Source organism: Kutzneria buriramensis (assembly GCF_003387475.1).
Classification (GTDB): Bacteria; Actinomycetota; Actinomycetes; order Mycobacteriales; family Pseudonocardiaceae; genus Kutzneria; species Kutzneria buriramensis.
Window position 1 is genome coordinate 361,950 of the sequence record NZ_QUNO01000009.1, and the last position, 21,205, is coordinate 383,154.

Below are 21,205 nucleotides of genomic sequence, written 5' to 3' on the forward strand. Positions count from 1 at the left end.
GCCCCGCCGCGTATCGTCGTCGGCGCACAGGTCGGATGACAGGGGCATGTGAATGGCCGTGACGCTCAGAGACGTGGCCCGGTTGGCCGGCGTGTCGATCAAGACCGCGTCCAACGTCGTCAACGGATACGAGTTCGTCAAACCGGAGAATCGGCGCCGCGTCGAGGAGGCCCTGGCCGCCACCGGCTACCGGCCAAACATCGGAGCGCGCAACCTGCGCCGGGGCCGCACCGGCTTCATCGCCCTGGTCGTCCCCGAGCTGGGCATTCCGTACTTCGGCGAGCTGGCCAGCCTGGTCATCACCGCCGGCCGCGAGCAGGGCTGGAACGTGCTCATCGAGCAGACCATGGCCACGCGGGAGGCGGAGCGGGCGGTGCTCACCGCGCTCGGGCCGCACATGATCGACGCCGCGGTGATCAGCCCGGAGGCCCTGCACGCCGAGGACTTCGCCGAACTGGACCCCGGCGTGCCGCTGGTGATGATCGGCGAGCACTCGGTCGACGTGCGTATCGACCACGTCGCCATCGACAACGTGCTGGCCGCGCGGACCGCTGTCGGACACCTGGTGGCGATCGGCCGCCGACGCATCGCGGCGATCGGCGCGCACCCGCACCGGGGCACGGCGGCGCTGCGACTCGCCGGCTACCACGAGGCCCTGGCCGCGGCCGGGCTGCCGCAGCGGCCCGAGCTCGTGCGGGAGGCGCTGCGCTACCACCGGCAGAACGGCGCCGAGGCCATGGCGCAGCTCCTCGCCCTGCCGGAACCCCCGGACGCGGTGTTCTGCTTCAACGACCTGCTCGCCGTCGGCGCGCTGCGGTCCATCGCCGAGCGGGGCCTGCGCGTGCCGGAGGACATCGCCGTGGTGGGCTTCGACAACACCGAGGAGGGCGCGTACAGCCGGCCCTCGCTGACCAGCGTCGCCCCGGACAAGCTGGCGATCGCCCGGACGGCGGTCGACCTGGTGCGGCGGCGGACCGGTGGGACGGACGCGGAGTTCGTGCCGGAGGAGATCCAGACGCCGTTCACGCTGGAGATCCGCGAGAGCAGCCTGCCCCGGTTCTGAGCGCCACTTGCGAGTGGCCCTGTCCGGTTCCGGACACCTGGGGTTTACAACGTTGTGCCAACGATGTAAAACCAGATCGCCACGTGGTGTCCCCTTTCCCCTCCAGCGACTTCGGGAGACCCTTGTGCCCGACACCCCCTTCCTCGGCGACCCCGTTCTCGGCCGCCGCGACCTGTTCCGGTTCGGCGGCGCCGCCGGCCTCACCGTCGCCGCGTCCTCCCTGCTGACACCGGATGCCTCGGCGGAGGTCGCAACGGCGACTTCGCCCTCGGCCGCGCACCCGGTCCGGCCGCCGGCGACGCCGCTCGCGGTCCGGTCGCCGTACCTGAGCACCTGGCTCGCCGGCGACTACCTGGCCGGGGAATGGGCCGGCTTCTGGACCGGGCGCACCACCGCCATGACCGGCCTCGCGCGGATCGACGGCGTGTCCTACGTCTTCATGGGCCAGCCGGGGCTGCCCGACGGCGGGGTCGAGCTGCGCGGGATGATCCAGACCGACGTCACCGTGACGCCGACGAAGTCTCGATTCACCCTGCACGCGGGGGGAATCGAGCTGGCGGTGACGTTCCTGTCCCCCATCGAGCCCGGTGACCTGCGCCGGCAGTCGGCGCCGCTCTCCTATGTGTCGGCCCAGGTCCGGAGCCTGGACGGGGCGGCCCACAAGGTCTCGCTCTACCTGGAGATCAGCGCCGAGTGGGCGCACGGCGACTCGAACACGCTGGTCGGCTGGAATTCGGCGTCCACCCTGGGGGTGCGGACGCTGTCGGTCAGCCCGACCAATCCCGGCGTGCTCGCGGAGAACGGCGACATGGCCTCGTGGGGCACCGTCGCCTGGAGCACTCCCGAGCGGGCCGGTCTGACCTGGCAGATCGGCCAGGACACGGTCGTACGGCAGGCCGCGGCCGGCAACGGAGCACTGAGCGGCGCGTCGGATTCGGCTCAACCGCGCCGGATCAGCGACAGATGGCCGGTGTTCGGGCTCAACCTGGACCTCGGCTCCGTGCGCGGTCCGTCGGAACCGTTCGTGGTGTCGGTGGGGCACATCCGCACGCCGGCGGTGAGCTACCTCGGCACGCCTCTGAGTCCACTGTGGACCTCCTACTGGCCTTCCTCCCAACAGATGATCGCCGACTTCCACACCGACTTCCCGGCGGCCACGCAGCGGTCGGACCGGTTGGACGACCGCGTGACCGGCGACGCGCGGCGGGCCGGCGGCGACAAGTACGCCGCCCTGTGCGCGCTGGCGCTGCGTCAGGCCTACGCCGGCACGGAACTCGTGGTGCGCGACGGCAAGCCGTGGGCGTTCCTCAAGGAGATCTCCAGCGACGGCAACGTGTCCACGATCGACGTGCTGTACCCGGCGATGCCGGTCTTCGCCTACCTGGACCCGCAGTACCTGCGCCTGCTGCTGGAGCCGGTGCTGGACTACGCCGAGACCGGCGGCTGGCCCAAGGCCTTCGCCGAGCACGACCTCGGCTCCAGCTACCCGAACGCCAGCGGCCACAACGACGGCAACGAGGAGGACATGCCGGTCGAGGAGTCGGCCAACGCGCTCATCATGGCCGCCGCCTCAGGCGTGACCGGGCACTACGCGATCCTCAAGCAGTGGGCCGACTACCTCGTCGACAACGCGCTGGATCCCGGCTACCAGAACCAGACCGACGACTTCACCGGCTTCATCGCGCACAGCTCCAACCTCGCGCTCAAGGGCATCGTCGCGATCGGCGCGATGAGCAAACTCGCCACCGCCGCCGGTAATTCCGCCGATGCCGCCCGCTATCTCGCCGTCGCCCGTGACTACATCGCGCAGTGGCAGACGAAGGCGACCGACACCACCGGCCAGCTCAAGCTCGCCTACGACCGTCCCGGCACGTGGAGCCTGAAGTACAACGGTTTCGCCGACGCGCTGCTCGGTCTGAACCTGGTGCCCGCCGCCGTGACGGCCGAGGAGGGCGCCTGGTATCTGGCCCACCGCAACCAGTTCGGCGTGCCGTTGGACCCGCGGCACTCCTACACCAAGGCTGACTGGGTGCTGTGGACCGCCGCCTGGCAGCACGACCATCCGCAGGTGCGGGACGCGTTGATCGAAGGCGTGTACAACTTCGTCACGACCAGCGCCAGCCGCGTGCCGTTCACCGACTGGTACGACACCATTTCCGCACGGCAGGCAGGATTCCAGGCGCGTCCGGTCGTCGGCGGCATCTTCTCGCTGCTGGCGCTGCCCGGAAAGCACTGACGTGTCCCGCTGGGTTGTTGCCGCGCTGGCGGCAGCGCTCGTCGCCGGGTCGGCTGCCTCCGCCGTCGGCAGCCAGGCCCCGGCGACGGGCGGGACATCCTTCCTCAACCACGCCGCGCTGCTGGGCTCGGCCGACGATCCCGGTTGGTACGAGGCCAACATCCCGTTCCTGGAGGTGCCGGACCGGCAGATCCAGGACGTCTACTACTACCGCTGGCAGACGTACAAGGAACACCTCGTCTACACCGGCCCGGAGTACGGCTGGCTGTCCAACGAGTTCCTCCAGCCGGTGAGCTACGGCGCCCCGTACGGCGGTGTGGTGGCGGCGGCCGGACACCAGATCACCGAGGGCCGCTGGCTGCGGGACCAGCAGTACACCCGTGACGACATCGACTACTGGCTCAACGGTCCCGGGCAGTTCGCCAAGCCCCGCACGGACGCCGTCAACCCGGACACCGGCGACTGGGCGCACGAGTACAGCTTCTGGGCCGCGAGCGCGGTCTGGCAGCAGTTTCTGGCCGCCGGCGACCTGGGGTTCACCGGCGCCGAGAAACAGGCGCTGATCCGCCAGTACGACGGTTGGGCCAACCATTTCGACGCCGGTTTGGGTCTGTACTGGCAGGTGCCGGTGTGGGACGCCACCGAGTTCTCGCCCTCGTCCTACGAGTCCAGCGACCCCTACCACGGCGGCGCGGGATTCCGGCCGACCATCAACGCCTACCAGTACGGCGACGCGACCGCCATCGCCCGGATCGCCGCCCTGACCGGGGATTCCGCCACCGCGACGGACTTCGCCGGCCGGGCCGCCGGGCTTCGCAGCGCCGTGCAGGCCCACCTCTGGGACCCCTCGCGGCAGTTCTTCTACGACCTGCCCCGCGGCAGCAGCACGTTGCTGGACACCCGCGAGGAGATGGGGTTCGTGCCCTGGATGTTCGACATGCCGGCGGCTTCGGACACCAGCGCCTTCGCGCAGTTGAAGGATCCCAACGGTTTCGCCGCCGCGTACGGGCCGACCACCACCGAGCGGCGCAGCCAGTGGTTCATGCATGACGCCGGCCAGTGCTGCCGCTGGGACGGGCCGTCCTGGCCGTACGAGACGTCGCAAACGCTTACGGGGCTGGCGAACCTGCTCGACGACTATCCGCCGCAGCCGGTGATCTCCAACGGCGACTACGTGTCCGTGCTGCACACCTACGCCGCCACCCAGTACCGCAACGGGCAGCCGTACGTCGCCGAGGCGCACGACCCCGACCAGCCGAGCTGGATCTACGACTCGTACGACCACAGCGAGGACTACAACCACTCCACCTTCAACGACAACGTCATCTCCGGCCTCATCGGGCTGCGGGGACAAGCCGGCAACTCGCTGGTGGTCAAGCCGCTGGCCCCGGCGAGCTGGGACTACTTCGCGCTGGAGAACACGCCGTATCACGGGCACAACGTCACCGTGCTGTGGGACCGCACCGGGTCTCGCTACGGCCAGGGCGCCGGTCTGCACGTCTACATCGACGGCGCCCAGGTCGCCTCCCGGCCGACGCTCGAGTCTCTCACCGTCCCGGTCGGGCCGGCGATCACCCGGCCTGCCAACGGTTCCGTCGACATCGCCGCCAACGGGCAGCGCTTCGGCTATGGCCCGCAACCGTTTGCGTCCTACACCTCGCCGTATGACAACCCGTGGAACGCGATCGACGGCATCGTCTACCGGGAGGGCATCCCGGAGAACAGCCGCTGGACCAGCTACGCCTCCCCCAACGCCAGCGACTCCTACGGCGTCGACTTCCAGCGCAAGGTGTCGGTGAGCGACGTCCAGCTCTGGTTCTACGACGACGGCGGCGGCGTTCGCGTCCCCACCTCCTACGACCTCCAGTACGACACCGGCGACGGATGGGCCAGCGTGCCGGGGCAAAGCCACTCGACGCCGGCGGCCAACGCCCGCACCGAGATCACCTTCCCCGCGCTGACCACGTCCAGACTGCGGGTGGTCGCGCCGAACCGGGGCGGCGGCACCGGCTGGGGACTGTCGGAGCTGGAGGTGTGGAGCCCGCCCGTCCTCCAGATCCAGAACGTCAACAGCGGCCTGCTGATGGGCGTGTCGAACATGTCCACTCAGGACAGCGCGCCGGTGGTTCAGTTCCACGACAACGGCACCGCCGATCACCTCTGGCAGCTGGTGTCGGCCGGCGGCGGCCAGTACAAGATCCGGAACGTCAACAGCGGGCTGCTGCTCGGTGTCGCGAACATGTCCACACAGGACAGCGCCCAGGTGGTCCAGTTCCACGACAACGGGACCCCCGACCACCTGTGGAGTCTGATCGACACCGGCGGCGGCCAGTTCCAGATCCGCGACGCCAACAGCGGGCTGCTGCTCGGCGTGGCCGGCATGTCGGCCCAGGACAGCGCGTCAGTCGTTCAGTTCCACGACAACGGCACGGCCGATCACCTCTGGCGGCTGATGCCGGCAAGCTGAACAGGAGAAACCCCTGCCATGAAACGCCTGTTGTCCCTCGCCGGGTTGATCGGCCTGGCGCTGAGCTTCCTGGTCGCCGCGCCGGCCCAGGCCGCCGGTTCGCTCCCCTGCGACATCTACGGCGCGGCCGGCACCCCCTGCGTCGCCGCGCACAGCACCGTCCGCGCCCTCTACTCCTCCTACAACGGCCCCCTCTACCAGGTGAAACGGTCCGACGGGGCGCTGGCCGACATCGGCCTGCTCTCCCCCGGCGGCGTGGCCAACGCCGCCGCGCAGGATTCCTTCTGCCTCAACGCCACGTGCATCATCAACCAGATCTACGACCAGTCGCCGCGCCACAACGACCTCACCATCGAGGCCGCCGGCGGCGCGGGCGCGGCGGATGTCGGCGCGCCGGCCAACGCCCTGCCGGTCAGCGTCGGCGGGCACACGGCGTACGGGCTGGAGATCTCCTCCGGCATGGGCTACCGGAACAACCACACCTCCGGTGTCGCGGTGAACGGCCAGCCCGAGGGCATGTACATGGTCGCCTCGCCCACGCACGTCAACGGCGGCTGTTGCTTCGACTACGGCAACGCGGAAACCAACAACCAGGACACCGGCAACGGGCACATGGACGCCGTCTACCTGGGCCTGCGCTGCGAGTTCGGCGGCTGCAACGGCGGCGGCCCGTGGGTGGCGGCCGACCTCGAGAACGGGCTGTACCAGTCGAACACCGGCACCCAGGCCTCCGATCCCGGTCCGGGCGCGATCCCGTACGTCACCGCGATGTTGAACAACAACGGCCAGAACCACTTCGCGTTGAAGCGCGGCAACTCCCAGACCGGCAGCCTCACCACCACATACTCCGGCTCCGAGCCGACGGTCAAGAGCGGCTACTCCCCCATGCACCAGGAGGGCGCGATCGTCCTCGGCACCGGCGGCGACAACAGCAACGCCGACGTCGGCTCGTTCTTCGAGGGCGTCATGACGGCCGGCGTGCCGAGCGATGCTGCCGACAACGCCGTGCAGGCGAACATCGTGTCCGTCGGCTACGGCGGCTCCAACGGCGTTCCCGGCGGCACGCTCAACCCCGGATCGTCGATCTCGCTGCGGGCCACCACCGCCTGTTGCACCACGCGGTACATCCGACACGCCAACGGCGACGCCGTCACGTCGGTGATCTCCGGGTCGAGCTCCACTTTGGACAAGAACGACGCCACCTGGATAATCCGTCCCGGCCTGGCCAACAGCTCCTGCGTCTCGTTCGAGTCCAAGAACTACCCGGGCGACTACCTGCGCCATTCCAACTACCAGCTGCACCGGCAGCCCTTCGACGGCAGCGCGTTGATGGCCAACGACGCCACCTTCTGCCCGGCTGCCGGCAACTCCGGCTCGTACACGTCTTTCCAGTCCTACAACTACCCCGGCTACTACATCCGCCACTACAACGCGACCGTCTACATCGCGCGTGACGGCGGCGGCACCAATCCCTGGGACACCCCGAACCTGTGGGCGGACGACACCACCTGGGAGGTCACCGGCCCCTGGGCGTGACCGGACCGTGGTGGGCGGGAAACCTCGCCCACCACGTCGGTGTCAACGGGCGGAGGATGTAGGGATCGAACCCACGCGACGCTCTCGCGCCGACCACCGTTTTCGAGACGGCTGCCTTACCACTCGGCCAATCCTCCATTGTGGAACGCAAGAAGCGGAGAGCGCGCGGATCGAACGCGCGCCGGGATGTGAGTCCCGGACCACGGATTAGCAATCCGGTGCCTTGCCACTCGGCCAGCCCTCCAGGAACTTCCGCTGCCCGTGGAGGATTCGAACCTCGGCTTCCGGAATCAGAGTCCGGCGTCCTGCCGACTGGACCAACGGGCATCGCTTGGACGGGTCCGGCCCGCCCCACACAGCAGGGGGCGGCCGGACCCACTGCTCGCGTCGGCCGCGACTGAGAGGCGGCGGAGACGAGCGTCGCGACAATGGCGTGAGAACACGAAAGCCGCCCCGACGGGGGGCTCCCGGGAGAAGTCCGGGTCAGGAGCCGCTGGATGAGCACGACACAACGCTGGCGGACTGAGTCCCGCGCTGTCGCATGCTGGTCATCACTGGCTCCCTCGGTTCGTGGTGTGGCGCAATCCTGTCCCACGCCACGACACTGCGTCAAAGCAATTACACGGCGAGCAGGACCCGCCCGAAGGGACCGCCCTCGATGAGGTGGCGCTGCGCGGCGGCGGCCTCGGCGAGCGGGAAAACCCGGTCGACGACGGGGGTGATCTCCTTGTGGGCCAACAGGTCCAGCAGTCTGGCGTCGATGGCGGCGACCTCTTCCGGGGTGAACAGGCCGAAGCTGAAGCCGCGCACGTGGGCCCGCTTCCAGATGAAGTCGGTCACATCGACGGTGGCGGTCGTGCCGGCGGCATAGCCGACGCTGACCAGCGTTCCGTTGAGGGCAAGGGAACCGATCGCCTCGCCGGTGATCGCGCCGCCGACGCCGTCCAGCACGGCGTCGACGCCCTTGCCGTCGGTCAGCCGCGCGACGCCGTCCCGCAACGATTCCTGGGACAGGTCGATGACCTCGTAGCCGGCCTCACGGCCGCGCAAGGCCTTGGCGCTCGACGTGGCGGTGGTGATCGCCAGCGACGCGCCCAGCACGCGGGCGACCTCGACGCCGCCCTGCCCGACCGCGCCGCCCACGCCCGGCGCGAGAACCGTTTGCCCGGCCCGGAAATCGGCCAGCTCGGTCAACGCCAGCAGCGCCGTCGAGTACCCGGCGCCGGTGATCAGGGCGGCGGCCGCGGTGTCGTCGACGCCGTCCGGGATCGGCACGAGGTGCTGCGGGTCGACGGCCACCAGCTCTGCCCACGTGCCGTCGACGCCGAGCCCGTACCGGCCGCCGCTCAGCGCCACCCGGGCGCCGGCGGCCATCGGCGAGTCGCCGGGCGACACGAGGACGCCGACGCCGCCGAAGCCGGGGATCACCGGGAAGGGCTTGACCGCGCCGGCCGGCAGCTTGCCCTGGCGGGCGGTGTTCTCCAGCGGGCTGACGCCGGCCAGGGTCACCCGGACCAGGGCCCAGCCGGCCGGCGGCGTCGGGTCGGGCACGGTGGCCAGGTCGAGGACGTCGTAGTCGCCGAAGCGCTCGTACCGAACGGCACGCATGTGATCATCTCCCGGTTCGCAGGTCTGAAATAACCGTAGCACGTTTACCTCTTACGGGCGGTCTGCCCGATCGTACGTTGCGGCCGACCGGCCGGTGCGCGACCGTGCTGGTCATGACCGACGAGGTGGACGTCCTGATCGCCGGCGGCGGGCCGGTCGGGCTCACCGCCCGGGCCCTGCTCGCCCGCTGGGGCGTCCGCACGCTGCTGGTCGAGAAGCACCGGGAGCTGTCGCCGTTCCCCCGCTCCCGGCTGGTCAACGTGCGCTCGATGGAGATCTTCCGGCAGTTGGGCATCGCCGCCACCGTCCGCGACCGGGCGTTCCCGCCGGAGTTCGGCCGGGTCCGCTTCCGGGACCGGCTGTTCGACCCGGACCTCGGCTCAGCGGCGATGATCGGCGTGCACGCCCCGATCCCCGACAGCCCCGAGTACGGCGTGGTGACCTCGCAGGACCGCCTGGAGCCGACGCTGCTCGCGGCGGCCGACACTCCCGTGGGGTTCGGGGTGGAGCTGGTCGCACTGTCCGAAGAGGACGACGGCGTGGTCGCGCACCTCAGCACCGGCGAGGTCCGCGCCCGCTACGTGATCGCCGCCGACGGCGCGAATTCCACCGTGCGCCAACTGCTCGGCATCGACATCGACGGCCCGGGCGCGATGGCCCGCATGACCACCGTCGTGTTCGACGCCGACCTCCGGCAGTGGGCGGCCGAGCAGCCCGCCGGCGTGTACTTCACCGCCACCGGCATGTTCGCGCCGATCTACCCCGAGGGCGGCTGGGCCTGGTTCGTGCCCACGCCGGCGGAGCCAGGCGACTGGAAGAGCCTCGTCACCGACGCCATCGGGGTCGATGTGGCGGTGAAGGTCCTGCGGGTGCAGCAGTTCGTGTCGACCGGGTTCGTCGCCTCACATCTTCGCCGGGGCCGGGTCTTCCTGGCCGGCGACGCCGCGCACACGGTCCCCGGACTCGGCGGCCTCGGCATGAACACCGGCCTCGCCGCCGTGCACAACCTGTGCTGGAAGCTCGCCGGGGTGCTCCACGGCTGGGCCGAACCGAGCCTGCTCGACACGTACGAGTCGGAGCGCAAGCCCGTCGCCCACCTGACGCTCCGGCAGGCGGTCGCCAACGCCCACCAGCTGCGGCGGGCCCAGCAGCGACAGGACGGCGAGCTCCCCTGGTCGGAGCGGTATTTCGCGCAGATGGGCCTGGTCCTGGGCGTCGATTACGTGACCACCGAGGACCCCGGCGCCGAGTACACCCCCACGACCGAGCCGGGCCACCGCATGCCGCACCTGCCGCTCGCCGACGGCCGCTCCACGCTCGATGCCGTCGGTGAATGGTTCACGCTGTTCACCCCGACGCCCACGGTCTTCCATCACGGCGAGTGGCCGGTCCGCGTCGAACTCCTCGCCGACCAGCGCCAGGGCGCGCTGTTGGTCCGTCCGGATGGCTACGTCTCGTAGCCGTTGACGCTGTTCGATCGATCGATCTAATCTTAGATCGTGCGATCGAACGACGGCAGGACGTTCACCGAGACCGCCCGGCGGACCCAGATCACGCAGGCCGCGATCGACGTCATCGCCGAGATCGGATACGCCAAGGCCTCCATCCGCAAGATCGCGGAGCGGGTGGGCGTGGCGATGAGCGTCGTGCTGTACCACTTCGCCAGCAAGGACGAACTGGTGCAGGCGATCATCAACCACGCGTACCGGGAGGCGATCGACGCGATCGTGCCCGAGTTGGAGCTGGAGCGGACCGCCGCCGGCAAGCTGCGGACCTACATCCTGGCCAACGCGTTCTTCCTGCGCACGCACCGCACCCAGTACGCCGCGGTGATGGACATCGGCATGAGCTATCGGACCGCCGACGGCGACCTGGTCAACAGCCTGTCGATCGATCCGGAGCTGATGGCGGGCTTCACGAAACTCGACGTGGCCACGATTCTGCGGCAGGGGCAGGAATCCGGGGAGTTCTGCGACTTCGACGTGGAGCGGACCGCGACGGCGATCCGCGGCGCCGTGATCAACGGCCCGATCATGGAAGTGATGCTCAATCCGGAGTTCGACCTCGACGGCTACGCGGAGGAGTTGGTCGCTCTGTTCGACAGAGCAACAAGAAGGGGGTAGATCATGGCCAAGGTGGTGATCACAGCGGTCGGCTCGCGGGGCGACACCGCGCCGCTGATCGCGATCGGCACCCGACTGCAAGACGCCGGACACGACGTGACGCTGTCCGCGATGACCATCTTCGAAGACCTCATCACCGGCTGCGGGCTGCGTTTCGTGCCGCACGAGGTCGGCACGACCACGGCGGACCTGTCCGCGTTCGAAGAGATCGAGAATCCGGCCAAGCAGCTGATGGAGTTCATGTCCCCCAAGGGCATGCGCCTGGCCGGCGAGAATCTTCTCATCGCACTGAAGGACGAGCCGGCGGACGTCCTGCTGCTGTCGCCGTTCGCCGAACTGGCCGGGCATCCGCTGGCCGAGGCGCGGGGCATTCCCAGCATCGGGATCCGGCTCCAGCCGATGTCCACCACGGGGGCGTTCCCGCCCGCGCTGATGGGCACGTGGTCGGGCGGCCCGGCGATCAACCGCATGGCCGGCCGATTCGGGGCCGGCGTCATCGATCGCGTCTACAACAACACGGTGGCGCATTTCCGTGCACAGCTCGGTTTGCCCAAGGTCTCGGCGAGGACGTTGCGCCGCAGGCGAACCGAGGCCGGATGGCCCATTCTGCACGGGTTCTCGCCGACGGTCGTGCCGCGGCCCGACGACTGGCGGCCCGGGATCGACGTGACCGGCTACTGGTGGCCGCCGCGGCCGCTGAACTGGGAGCCGCCGGCCGAACTGGCACGCTTCCTGGACGCCGGTCCCCCGCCGATGTACATCGGCTTCGGCAGCCTGCCGATGCCGAAGGCGGAGGCCGAACGGGTGTCCGCGCTGGTCGCGCTGGCCCTGCACAAGGCCGGCGTGCGCGGCATCGTGCAGGCCGGCTGGGCCAACCTGGACGTCGCCACCGACGACGTCATCACGATCGGCGAGGTCCCGCACGACTGGCTGTTCGACCGCGTCGGCGCGGTCGCGCACGCCTGCGGCGCCGGCACCACCGGGGCCGGCCTGCGCGCCGGGGTTCCGGCGGTCGCCATCCCGTACGCCGGCGACCAGGCGTTCTGGGCCCGCCGCCTGGACATGCTCGGCGCCAGCGCGGCCACCGTGCCGTTCAAGAAGCTGACCGTCGACGGTCTCGCGGCCGCCATCACGACCGCGATGACCGACGCCGACCTCCGGGCCAACGCCAAGGCGGTGGCGGCGAAACTCGCCGAGGAGGACGGCCCCGGTCAGGTGCTGCGGGTCGTCGACCGGGTCACGAGTACACGGTGACGACGTCCTGGCCGGTTTCCGCGGCCATGTGCAGGATGTCGTTCACCAGCTCCAGCATCTCCTCCGATTCCGGGTCGTCCGCGTCGGCCAGCGGCTCGTCGCCGGCCTCGTCCAGCGCGGCGACGGCGGCGGCCACCTCGTCCCGGGTCAGCCAGCCCATCGACGGGTAGCCGGACCACTGGGTGCCGGCCAGCGGCCGTTCCACCAGGTGGGCGGCGGTGTCCCGGCCGATCAGGCCGCCGAGCACCTCGTCCACGAAGTGGTCGCGGAACCACTCGCCGCCGGCGGAGCTGTGGTCCACGGCGTCGACCGGAGCGCCGAGCTCGCGGAGGAACTCCACCGCGCGCTTGGCGACGACCTCGGTGTCACCCTTGTCGCCCTGCTCCTCGAGCCGCGCGGTCAGCTCGTCGAGCGGGGCCGTGTAGAACGCCAGCGTGTAGCTCATCGGATCCGTCCAGTGCGTCGGGTTCAGTGCTGTTCACCGTAGCCGTGCTTGACCTTGACCACAGCGTGGTCCTGCGGGTTGATCGCGGTGCCCACCGGCGTGTACTTGACGGTGCCGTTCGCCTGGGCGTCGAGGATGGTCTGGCCGATGTGGTTGCGGCCGTCGGGGATCTTGGAGTGGGTCATGGAGTGCGCGACGTCGGTCAGGTAGCGCTGGCTGCCCTGGTCCATGCGCATGGGGTTGTCCACCCGGTCCTTGTACGGCCGCAGCTCGCCGGTGGTGTGGTCGTACTTCTGCACCCGGCCGTCGACGTCGCCGCCGGTCAGCTCGGAGGTGCCGCCCTTGGCCTCCACCACGTGCAGGTTCTTGCCGTCCCAGTGCACGACGTCGGACACGTTGGCGCCGTTGAACGCCACCGCGTCCGGCCACGGCTTGCCCGCCTCCATCTTGTACTTCTCCGGATCCAGCGGATTGGTCCGGCTGGCGGTGGTCATGCCGATGTCGTCGTTGCCCGTCGTCTTCTTGAGGTAGTCGACCGCGCCGGCCTCGCCCATCGCCTCGGAGGAGTTCTTCTTGTCCTTGGAGGTGGCCTCCGGGTCGGCGAGGTTCTCCTTGTGCTTGGTGACGGCATCGTGCTGGAGGTCGTCGTTGACGATGTCGCCGGCCTTGTACGTCTTGGGTTTCTTGTTGGATCCGGTGGCGGCGGCGTTGTCCGCGTCGTCGGCCGGCCGCGGGCGCTTCTTGCCGGTCTGGGCGGCGTCGCCGGTGCCGCAGCCCTCGTCGGGGGTGAGGCCCAGCGGATCCGTTGCCGCCAGCGGGTTCGCGACGTACGCGGCCGGGTTGGGGGCGGGTTCCAGGCCGAGCGGGTCCTGGCTGAGGTAACGGCCGGTGGTCGGGTCGTAGTACCGGAAGACGTTGTAGTGCAGGCCGGTCTCGTCGTCGCGGTACTGGCCGGGGAAACGCAGCGGTGTGGGGCCTTGCGGGCCGGCGCCCCAGAGCGTGGTGGTGGCCTGCCAGGCCAGGCCGTTCTCGTCGACGAGGCGGGTCGGCGATCCGATGTGATCGGCGACGATCGTGTAGGACCGATCCTGTTCCTGCTGGATCACCGGTCGGTCGTCGTCGGGGTGGTGGTGCCACGTGGTGACCCGCCGGCCAGTCGCGTCGATTCGGGTCTGCTCGACCAGAACCGTGCCGTCCCAGACGAATTCGACTCGTTCGTCGGGCCCTTCCTTGGCGATGCGCCGGCCCAGTGGGTCGTAGCGGTAGGTCCAGGTTGTGCCGGCGGGGGTGGTCACGCCGGTCATGCGGTCCAGCGCGTCCCAGGTGTAGCGCCAGGTGTCGGCGCCCCGGCGGCGCGTCACCAGCCGGCCCTGGGCGTCGTGCTCGAACTGCTCATCACCGGCACTGACCAGCGTGTTTCCGTTGTACCGCAGGGTGACGCCGTTGGCGTCGATCAGGTCGCCGGCGATGTCGTAGCGGTAGCGCTCGACGTGGTCGGGCGCGGCGACCTCGGTGACGCGGCCGGCGGCGTCCAGGTCGTACCGCGTCGGGCCGGCGGCATCGCGGGTTCCGACGAGCTTGCCGTCGGCTCGGTAGTCGTAGGCCCGTGCGTGCACCGGTCGGTTGGCGACCTCGACGGCTTGGCCGGTCAGCCGATGGTCGGCATCGTAGGACTGCCGGACCGTGACGGTGTCGTCGACGATTCGGGTGGTTTCGCGGCCCGAATCGTAGGCGAATGCAGTGGTGTGTTCGCTGGTGGTCAGCGTTGTGGGGTTGCCGTCGGCGTCGAAGGTCCACTCGCTGGCCACGCCGGCCGGGGTTTGCCGCCGGATCCAGCGGTCCTCCGGGTCGTAGGCGAAGGAGACCGTGCGGTCGTTGACGGTGTGCGCGACGACGCGGCCCTGGTCGTCGCGCTCCACCCGCACGACGGCGTCGTCGCTGGCGGCCTCGACAAGCCGGCCGACCGGGTCGTAGCGGTAGCGGGTGGTCTCGGTCGGGGTGCGCCGCTCGACGACGGCCCCCAGCGCGTCGTAGCCGTACTCGACGACCTCGTCGGCGCCGTTGACCGACCGGATCAGCTGGCCGGCGGCGTCGTAGTCGTACTGGAAGCGGCGGCCGTCGAAGTCGGTCTCGTGCAGCAGCCGGCCGGCGGCGTCGTGGTGGTAGCGCCAGGTCCGGCCGTGCGGGCCGGTGACCTCGCTCAGGCGCAACTCGTTGTCGTACTTGAAGGTGGTGCGGGCGCCGGTCTCGTCCACCTCGGCGGTGAGCTGGTCGAACGGCCCGTACTCGCGCCTGGTGACCCGCCCGAGCACGTCGACGTGCTCCAACTCGTTGCCCTCGCCGTCGTACGACCAGCGTTCGCCGCCGGCGGGTCCGGCGCGCCACGCCGGCTTGCCCTCGACGGTCCAGCCGAACCGGGTCCGCCGGTCGCTGGTGAACATCGGCCGCCCGAACAGGTCCACAGTGGACCGATTCGGCGGGCCGGCGGCGGGCGTCGCCGCAAGCTCCTTGACGCCGCCGACGCCGATCGGGTCGGTCAGCGGATCCGGTGCGGCGCCGGGCTCGTAGGTGCGCCGCCAGCCGTCGACCTCGATGGTCAGCCCGCCGTCGGCCTCGCGGGTCAGCGTCACCCGGCTGCCGTCCGGGCGGATCACGGCGGTCGGGTCGTCGTCGTTGCCGTACTCGAACCGGGTGGTGCGGCCGAGCGGGTCGGTGCGCGACAGCAGGCGGTGGTGCCGGTCCCAGTCGAACGTCGTGGTCCGGCCGAGCTGATCCGTCTCGCGGGCGACCTGCCCGGCATCGGTGAACTCGTAGGTCGTGCTGTGGCCCAGCGCATCGGTGAAGGTGGTGCTGCGCTCGCCGTACTGGAAGCGCGAGTCGAGGAACCCGCCCGAGCCGACGGTCTGCGCGCAGCGGCCGTCGGCGTCGTAGACGTACCGGTACCAGGTGCCGTTGCGGTCGTCCCAACCGCTGAGCCTGCCGTCGGCGTAGGCGAACCGCGTCGACTGGCCGGAGGAGTTGGTGAGCGTCGTGAGCCGGCCGCGGTCATCGTAGCCGTAGCGCATCACCAGGACGTCCATGTCGTCGCCGAGCACATGCAGCTCGGTGACGCGGCTCTCCTCGACGCGCAGGCCGATCCGGTAGCCGGCCGAGTGCCGGATGCCGACCGGAACGCCGTCGAAATAGTCGAAATCGATGCGGTTGCCGTCGTTGTCGGTGACGGCGCCGATCCGCACCACACCGGCGTCCATCGGGCCGGTGAAGTGCAGCTGGCGGCCGGTCTCCGGCACGGTGATCCGGTAGTCGCCCTCGCCGGTGTCGGTGGCCAGCGGCCAGCGCGGGCCGGAGATCGGCACCACGTCCGCGCCGGGCGCGGGATGCGGGTAGCACAGGATCATGCCGTCCGGCGCGAAGTAGCAGACACCGTCCCGGTCCACCTCCACCCGCTGGTCCACCGTGGACGGCCACGACGGGCCGAACCAGCCGCCGGCGGTGTAGGAGGAGAGATAGGTGCGCTCGAACACCAGGTCCGGCAGGGTCACGTCGCGTTGCCGGATGATCACAGTTCCGGTCGCCGCGTCCACCGGGTCGGTCAGGCACTTCTTCTTGCCGCCGGGCAGCGAGTTGTCGGTCGGCTGCCGCGGGCGGTTCTTGCCGGTGGGCGGAATGTTCGGCGGCGCCTTGTCCTTGCCTCCGCCGCCCGCGCCCACCGTCTTCGGCGTTGCATCGCCGCCGGCGCCCGGCAGCTTCGCCGGCTCCTTGTCCTTGCCACCCTTGCCGCCCGCGCCGACCGACTTCGGCGCCTCCTCGCCGCCGGAGCCGGGGAGCTTCTTCGTCCTGTCCTCGGGATGATGCCTGAGCAGGCCGTCGCGGCCCTTGAGGTCGGCCTCCTCGTGCAGGTCACCGGTCTTGCCGAGGTTCTCCCCCGCCTTGCCGGCGACCCGGCCGCCCTCCTTGAACACCTTGCCGGTGATCTCCACGCCGCGGCCCATCGCCTTGGCCACCACCGCGCCGACGCCGGACCGGTCGCCGCTGGCGTGCTGCACCAGGTCCTGCCCGGCGGTCTCCAGCTTCTGACCACCCTGGGCGATCTTCTCGCCGAACTCGGACAGCTTGCCGCCCGAGCGCCGTAAGTGGTCAGGATTCGTGTCGATCTTGCTCAACGCCGGCCTCCCCGAAGTCCCGCACCACTTCTACCAGGTGCGGCCGGGCCGGGCCGTCAGACCGCGAGCACCTCTGCCAGTTCGGGCATGGTGTAGAAGTCGTCGATCTCGCACGCGCCGGCGACGGTGGCGAAGTAGCCGTCGACGAGTTGCTGTCGCGTCGAGATCGCCCGCAGCAGCGCGAGCCGGTCCGGCGCGATCGACAGGCCGGCGGCGAGCAGCGTGCTGTGGTAGATGCCGAGCAGCTTGGCGTCGCGCTCCGCGCCGAAGCGTTCGAGCGCCTGGTGGTCGCCGAGCCTGCTGCCGATGACGGAGACCAACAGCTCCGCCTGGAGAAACGCGTCGGAGATGCCGCGGGCGGTGATGGAGTCCTTGTGGTGGCCGGCATCGCCGACCAGGGCCCAGCCGGGGCCGGCCGCGCGGCGGAAGTAGTTCTGCTGGTCGCCGGTGCCGTAGAGGCGCTCGGCCTGCCGGCCGCCGAGCATCCGCTCGTACAGCTCCGGCGTGGTCGCGCGGATGTTGGCCAGGTAGGCGGTCTGCGCGTCGGCCCTGACCCGGTCGAATGCGGACTGTGGGAAATAGGTGCTGATCAGCGTGAGACCGTCGTTGGTGGGCAGCGCGCCGACCCAGCGGTCGTTGCCCTCGAACAGTTCGAAACAGGAGGGCACGCCCTCCCAGTAGCTGTAGTACGTGCAGGACATCAGCGGGTGGCTGATGGTGAACGGGGCGGCGACCTTGGTGGCGACCAGGGATCTCATGCCGTCCGCGCCGACCACGAGCGTGGCGCGTTCCTCGGCGACGGTCCCGGACCTGGTGCGGCAGCGGACGCCGACCACCCGGTTGTCCTCGAACAGCAGGTCTTCCACCGTGCAGTTCTCACGGAACTCGACCCCGGCGGCGACCGCGCCGGCGGCGAGGATCGGGTCGAGCACGAATCTTCGCGGCGCGTAGGCGGATCTGTGCCCGTCGACCGGGAGCGAGCAGCCCTCCAGCACGACATCGGCGACCTTGTGCCGGGCCAGGTCGATGGGCGGGCAATTCGACGCGGTGACGGCGTCCAGCAGGCCCCAACTCGCCAGCCGGGCGACGGCCGGCTGGTGCAGGTAGTGCGTGGACAGCGTGTCCCTCGGGAAACGGGCCTTGTCCAGCAGCAGGACGCGGTATCCGGCGCGGGCGAACAACATCGCGGTGGGCGAGCCGGCGCAGCGGGCGCCGACGACGATCACGTCATACATTTCGCGGCTCCGCTCTCAGCAGCGCGCTGATACCCGCCGACCAGGCTTCGGCGATCCCGCGCGCTTCCTCGTCTCGCACACAGTCGGTTCGGTAGGCGAGCACGCCGTGCGGCTCGCCGGCCAGGAACAGCTCCATTCGCAGCTTCATGGTCGACGCGCGGGGTGGGATGCGCCTGTGCTCGACCGCGGCCGGCGGCAGGGCGAGCGCCGCCGGCGAGTTCTCCTGCACCACGAAGTTGACCTGGTAGAACGTGTTCCAGGACTCGGACTTGGGCACCAGGCCGTCCAGCACCTCGTCGAAGTCCAGCAGCTGGCTGTCCAGCACGGCCCGCATCTGCTCGGCGGCGGCCGCCGCGACCGCCTCGGGACCTTGGCCCAGGTTCCGCAGGCCCATCACCACGTTGTTGGAGAACGGGCCCAGCACCGACTCCGACTCCGGCGAGGTGCGGCCGACGACCGGGAGATTCACCGGCACGGCGTCGATGCCGAACACGGTGTGCAGGGCGCAGGCGTATGCGGCGAGGTAGCCGGTGAACGGGGTGCGGTCGGTGCGCGCCGCCCAGTCGGCCATGTCCTTCTGCGCAGGCAGATCCAGCGGCACTTCGCATACCGGTCCGGGTCGGATCACGCCCAGTCGGCGGCCGATCGCCGGCGCCGGGATGCCGTCGAGGCGCTCCCGCCACTCGGCGACGTCGGTCGGGGCCGACTGCTGGGCGGCGAAGACCTGCGCGTAGCTGGTGGATTCCTCCGACCCGGCAACGCCTTGGTAGCGGTCGCCGATCGCGCGGGCCAGGCGTTCCAGCGACCAGCCGTCCACGGCGACGTGATGGGTCGCGATGCCGAACACGTAGTCGTTGGCACCACAGGGTTGCAGGATCGCCTTGAGCGGCACCTCGCGGTCGAGCCTCGGGAGCCGCCGGGTGAACTTCGTGACGACGTCGATCGCGTCCACCTCGGACTCGACCGGTTCGGCGACTGTCAGCAGGTCCGGGAGTTCCTTGGCCGGCACGACCGTGGCGGAGACCTTGCCGGTGCGCAGATCCATGGACAGCTTGGTGCGCAAGGCATCGTGCTCGGCGACGACGGCGTGGACCGCTTGCCGCAAACGATTGGCGTCGACGTCACCACGGATGCGGTAGACGACCGGGATCAGGAGATCGTCGCTGCCGGGAGTGGCTTGTTCGAGGAAACGGAAGGCGCTCTGGATGCGGGTGGGGCCGTCGTCGCGCTCGACCGTGGGGACGGGAGCGGCGGTGCGGGGCCGTTCGGCGATGATCGCCAGGAGCTTGGTGATGGTGCGGGCGGCGAGGACGTCCGCCCCGGTCAGTTCGCAGGCCAGGTCACGCTTGACTCTGTTGGCCAATCGGACCGCTGTCAGCGAGGACGCGCCTTGCGCGAACAGGTCCTCGTCCGGCTGCGGGGTGAAGCCGAGGAGATCGGTCGCGGCTCTCAGGACCGTCCCCAATGGACCGTCGGCTTCGAACTGGGAGCTCGGTAACAGCGCGCACAACGCGTCGAGGTCGGCCTTTCCGTTGCCGGTCAACGGCATCGGGTCCACCGGCAGCAGGATGTCCGGAATATAGGCCGCGGGTAACACCTCCGCCAGCGCGGCACGCACCTGGTCGGCGTTCGGGCCCTGGTAGAAGGCCGCGAGCGAGGTGGTGACCGGTCCGGATCTGGGGAGGCCCACCACCACGGCCGTTCCGACGCCGGGTAACGCGTCCAGGGCGCGCTCGACCTCGTTCAGCTCGATCCGTGCCCCGCGCAGCTTGACCTGACGGTCGGCGCGACCCACGAACCGCAGCACGCCGTTGTCGTCGGCTTCCGCGAGGTCACCGGTCAGGTAGACCCGGACGTTCTCGCCGTTGAGGTTCAGCGACGGGAACTTTTCGGCTGTGGCGGCTTCGTCGCCGAGGTAGCCGAGGGCCACGCTGTCGCCGGCGACGGCGATCTCGCCCCGCTCCCCCAGCGCGACCGGTCGGCGGTTCTCGTCCAGCAGGTAGATCGTGGTGTTCGGGGCGGCGGTGCCGATCGGGATCTCGCCGCCTTCGTCGCCGACCAGGTGACCGGTGACGTACGCGCAGCCCTCGACCGGGCCGTATCCGTTGACCAGCCGCAGGTCGGGGTGCGCCTTGACGCACTTCACGGCGTGCTCGGCGGCCATGCGCTCACCGCCGACCAGCAGCGTCCGCACGCCGGCCAGGCTGTCCACGCCGTCCTCGACGATCGCCCCGAACAGCGAGGTCGGCAGGAAGAAGTAGTTCACGCCCTGCGCGACGAGGCTCCGAACGTCCTCAGTGGAGAGTGCGCCCGCCTCTCCCAGCAGGCAGGTTCCGCCGAGCAGCAGCGGCAGCCAGAGTTCAACCGCGAACCCGTCCCACGCGATCGGCGCCCGCACCAGGCTCACGGTTTCGGCCGACAGCGCCAGCAGATCGTCGTACGCGAGGCGCATGATGCCCCGATGCGGCGAGGCGACCGCCTTCGGCGTGCCGGTGCTGCCCGAGGTCATGAACACGCAGAACGGGGCATCGCCGCCGACCGGCTCGATTCCGTTGCCGCGCATGGGAAGCACGACCGGAACGCCGGCGATCTGCGTGCCGGCGGCTGGCAGATCGCTGACGATCACCCGCGAGTCGCAGGCCCGCACGCACTCCACGACCCGACCCATCGGCCAGTCGGCCGGCAGTCCGGAGTAGACACCGCCGGCCATCAGCACCCCGAGCAGCGTCGCCACCAGGTCCGGATCCAGCCGCCGCCACACCGTGACCACGTCGCCGGGTTCGACGCCGGCCTCGACCAGACCGGCCGCCACCTGCGACGCCCGGTCGACCAGTTGCCGGTACGTGACCACCTGGCCGTGCCAGCGCAGCGCCGGGGCCTCCGGCCGGCTCGCCGCGTGACCGACGAGGACTTGCTCGATCCGATCGCCGTGGGCATAGTCGATGACGGGGCCGGTGAGGACCGCTGGTGGCATGGCCGCCTCCCGAGGATCGTTAGCGGGCACGCAGATCCTGGGCCGGCGCGGTGGTCGTCCGCTCGCAGGCCGCTGGTGCCGGGATGACAATCGTCATGAGC

At 70.2% G+C, this 21,205-nt stretch carries 12 protein-coding genes and 3 tRNA genes; 7 read left to right on the forward strand and 8 right to left on the reverse strand.

From position 1 onward, the window contains the following. Positions 1-52 precede the first annotated feature (52 nt). The 4 genes from BCF44_RS27345 to BCF44_RS27360 all read left to right on the forward strand — a co-directional run bounded on the left by BCF44_RS27345 (position 53) and on the right by BCF44_RS27360 (position 7,302). A complete protein-coding gene (locus BCF44_RS27345; RefSeq protein WP_116177241.1) occupies positions 53-1,063 on the forward strand; it encodes a LacI family DNA-binding transcriptional regulator in 1,011 nt (336 codons plus the stop codon). Between the two features lie 124 nt (positions 1,064-1,187). Next, positions 1,188-3,299, forward strand: a complete 2,112-nt coding sequence (locus tag BCF44_RS27350) for a glutaminase family protein (protein ID WP_116177242.1) — start codon at positions 1,188-1,190, stop codon at positions 3,297-3,299. A 1-nt stretch (position 3,300) separates the two neighbouring features. Further along, positions 3,301-5,766, forward strand: a complete 2,466-nt coding sequence (locus BCF44_RS57775; protein WP_116177243.1) for an MGH1-like glycoside hydrolase domain-containing protein — start codon at positions 3,301-3,303, stop codon at positions 5,764-5,766. Between the two features lie 18 nt (positions 5,767-5,784). Further along, the gene (locus BCF44_RS27360) at positions 5,785-7,302 is read left to right on the forward strand and encodes an alpha-L-arabinofuranosidase B (RefSeq protein ID WP_116177244.1); all 1,518 of its coding nucleotides are present in this window, start codon (positions 5,785-5,787) and stop codon (positions 7,300-7,302) included. A gap of 50 nt (positions 7,303-7,352) precedes the next feature. On the opposite strand, the gene BCF44_RS27365 is transcribed toward BCF44_RS27360, so the two are convergent. From BCF44_RS27365 to BCF44_RS27380, 4 genes are all read right to left on the reverse strand, one after another. Continuing rightward, positions 7,353-7,439 (reverse strand) — tRNA-Ser (locus BCF44_RS27365). Positions 7,440-7,457: 18 nt separating this feature from the next. After that, positions 7,458-7,546 (reverse strand) — tRNA-Ser (locus BCF44_RS27370). 11 nt (positions 7,547-7,557) lie between these two features. Beyond that, positions 7,558-7,629: transfer RNA gene (locus BCF44_RS27375), tRNA-Gln, on the reverse strand. Positions 7,630-7,920: 291 nt separating this feature from the next. Beyond that, positions 7,921-8,910, reverse strand: a complete 990-nt coding sequence (locus BCF44_RS27380) for a quinone oxidoreductase family protein (protein WP_116177245.1) — start codon at positions 8,908-8,910, stop codon at positions 7,921-7,923. Positions 8,911-9,023: 113 nt separating this feature from the next. On the opposite strand from BCF44_RS27380, the gene BCF44_RS27385 reads away from it, so the two are divergent. From BCF44_RS27385 to BCF44_RS27395, 3 genes are read left to right on the forward strand one after another with little or no spacing between them, the layout of a single operon-like run. Next, positions 9,024-10,370 (forward strand): FAD-dependent monooxygenase, encoded by a 1,347-nt coding sequence (locus tag BCF44_RS27385; protein ID WP_116177340.1) that lies wholly within the window; start codon positions 9,024-9,026, stop codon positions 10,368-10,370. A 39-nt stretch (positions 10,371-10,409) separates the two neighbouring features. Further along, positions 10,410-11,033, forward strand: a complete 624-nt coding sequence (locus BCF44_RS27390) for a TetR/AcrR family transcriptional regulator (RefSeq protein WP_211353251.1) — start codon at positions 10,410-10,412, stop codon at positions 11,031-11,033. Between the two features lie 3 nt (positions 11,034-11,036). Beyond that, the gene (locus tag BCF44_RS27395) at positions 11,037-12,287 is read left to right on the forward strand and encodes a glycosyltransferase (protein WP_116177247.1); all 1,251 of its coding nucleotides are present in this window, start codon (positions 11,037-11,039) and stop codon (positions 12,285-12,287) included. Here the strand turns inward: BCF44_RS27395 and BCF44_RS27400 are convergent. Genes BCF44_RS27400 through BCF44_RS27415 form a run of 4 tightly spaced genes read right to left on the reverse strand, consistent with a single transcriptional unit; the run spans position 12,271 to position 21,104 of the window. Continuing rightward, on the reverse strand, positions 12,271-12,732 hold the full coding sequence (locus tag BCF44_RS27400; protein ID WP_116177248.1) for a DUF7691 family protein: 462 nt from the start codon (positions 12,730-12,732) through the stop codon (positions 12,271-12,273). The genes BCF44_RS27395 and BCF44_RS27400 overlap by 17 nt on opposite strands. Before the next feature lie 23 nt (positions 12,733-12,755). After that, positions 12,756-16,895, reverse strand: a complete 4,140-nt coding sequence (locus tag BCF44_RS27405) for an RHS repeat-associated core domain-containing protein (RefSeq protein ID WP_116177249.1) — start codon at positions 16,893-16,895, stop codon at positions 12,756-12,758. Positions 16,896-16,951: 56 nt separating this feature from the next. Further along, positions 16,952-18,130, reverse strand: coding sequence for an NAD(P)/FAD-dependent oxidoreductase (locus BCF44_RS27410; RefSeq protein ID WP_116177250.1), 1,179 nt, complete (start codon positions 18,128-18,130; stop codon positions 16,952-16,954). Beyond that, the gene (locus tag BCF44_RS27415; RefSeq protein ID WP_116177251.1) at positions 18,123-21,104 is read right to left on the reverse strand and encodes an AMP-binding protein; all 2,982 of its coding nucleotides are present in this window, start codon (positions 21,102-21,104) and stop codon (positions 18,123-18,125) included. The genes BCF44_RS27410 and BCF44_RS27415 overlap by 8 nt, the downstream gene beginning before the upstream one ends. Positions 21,105-21,205 lie beyond the last annotated feature (101 nt).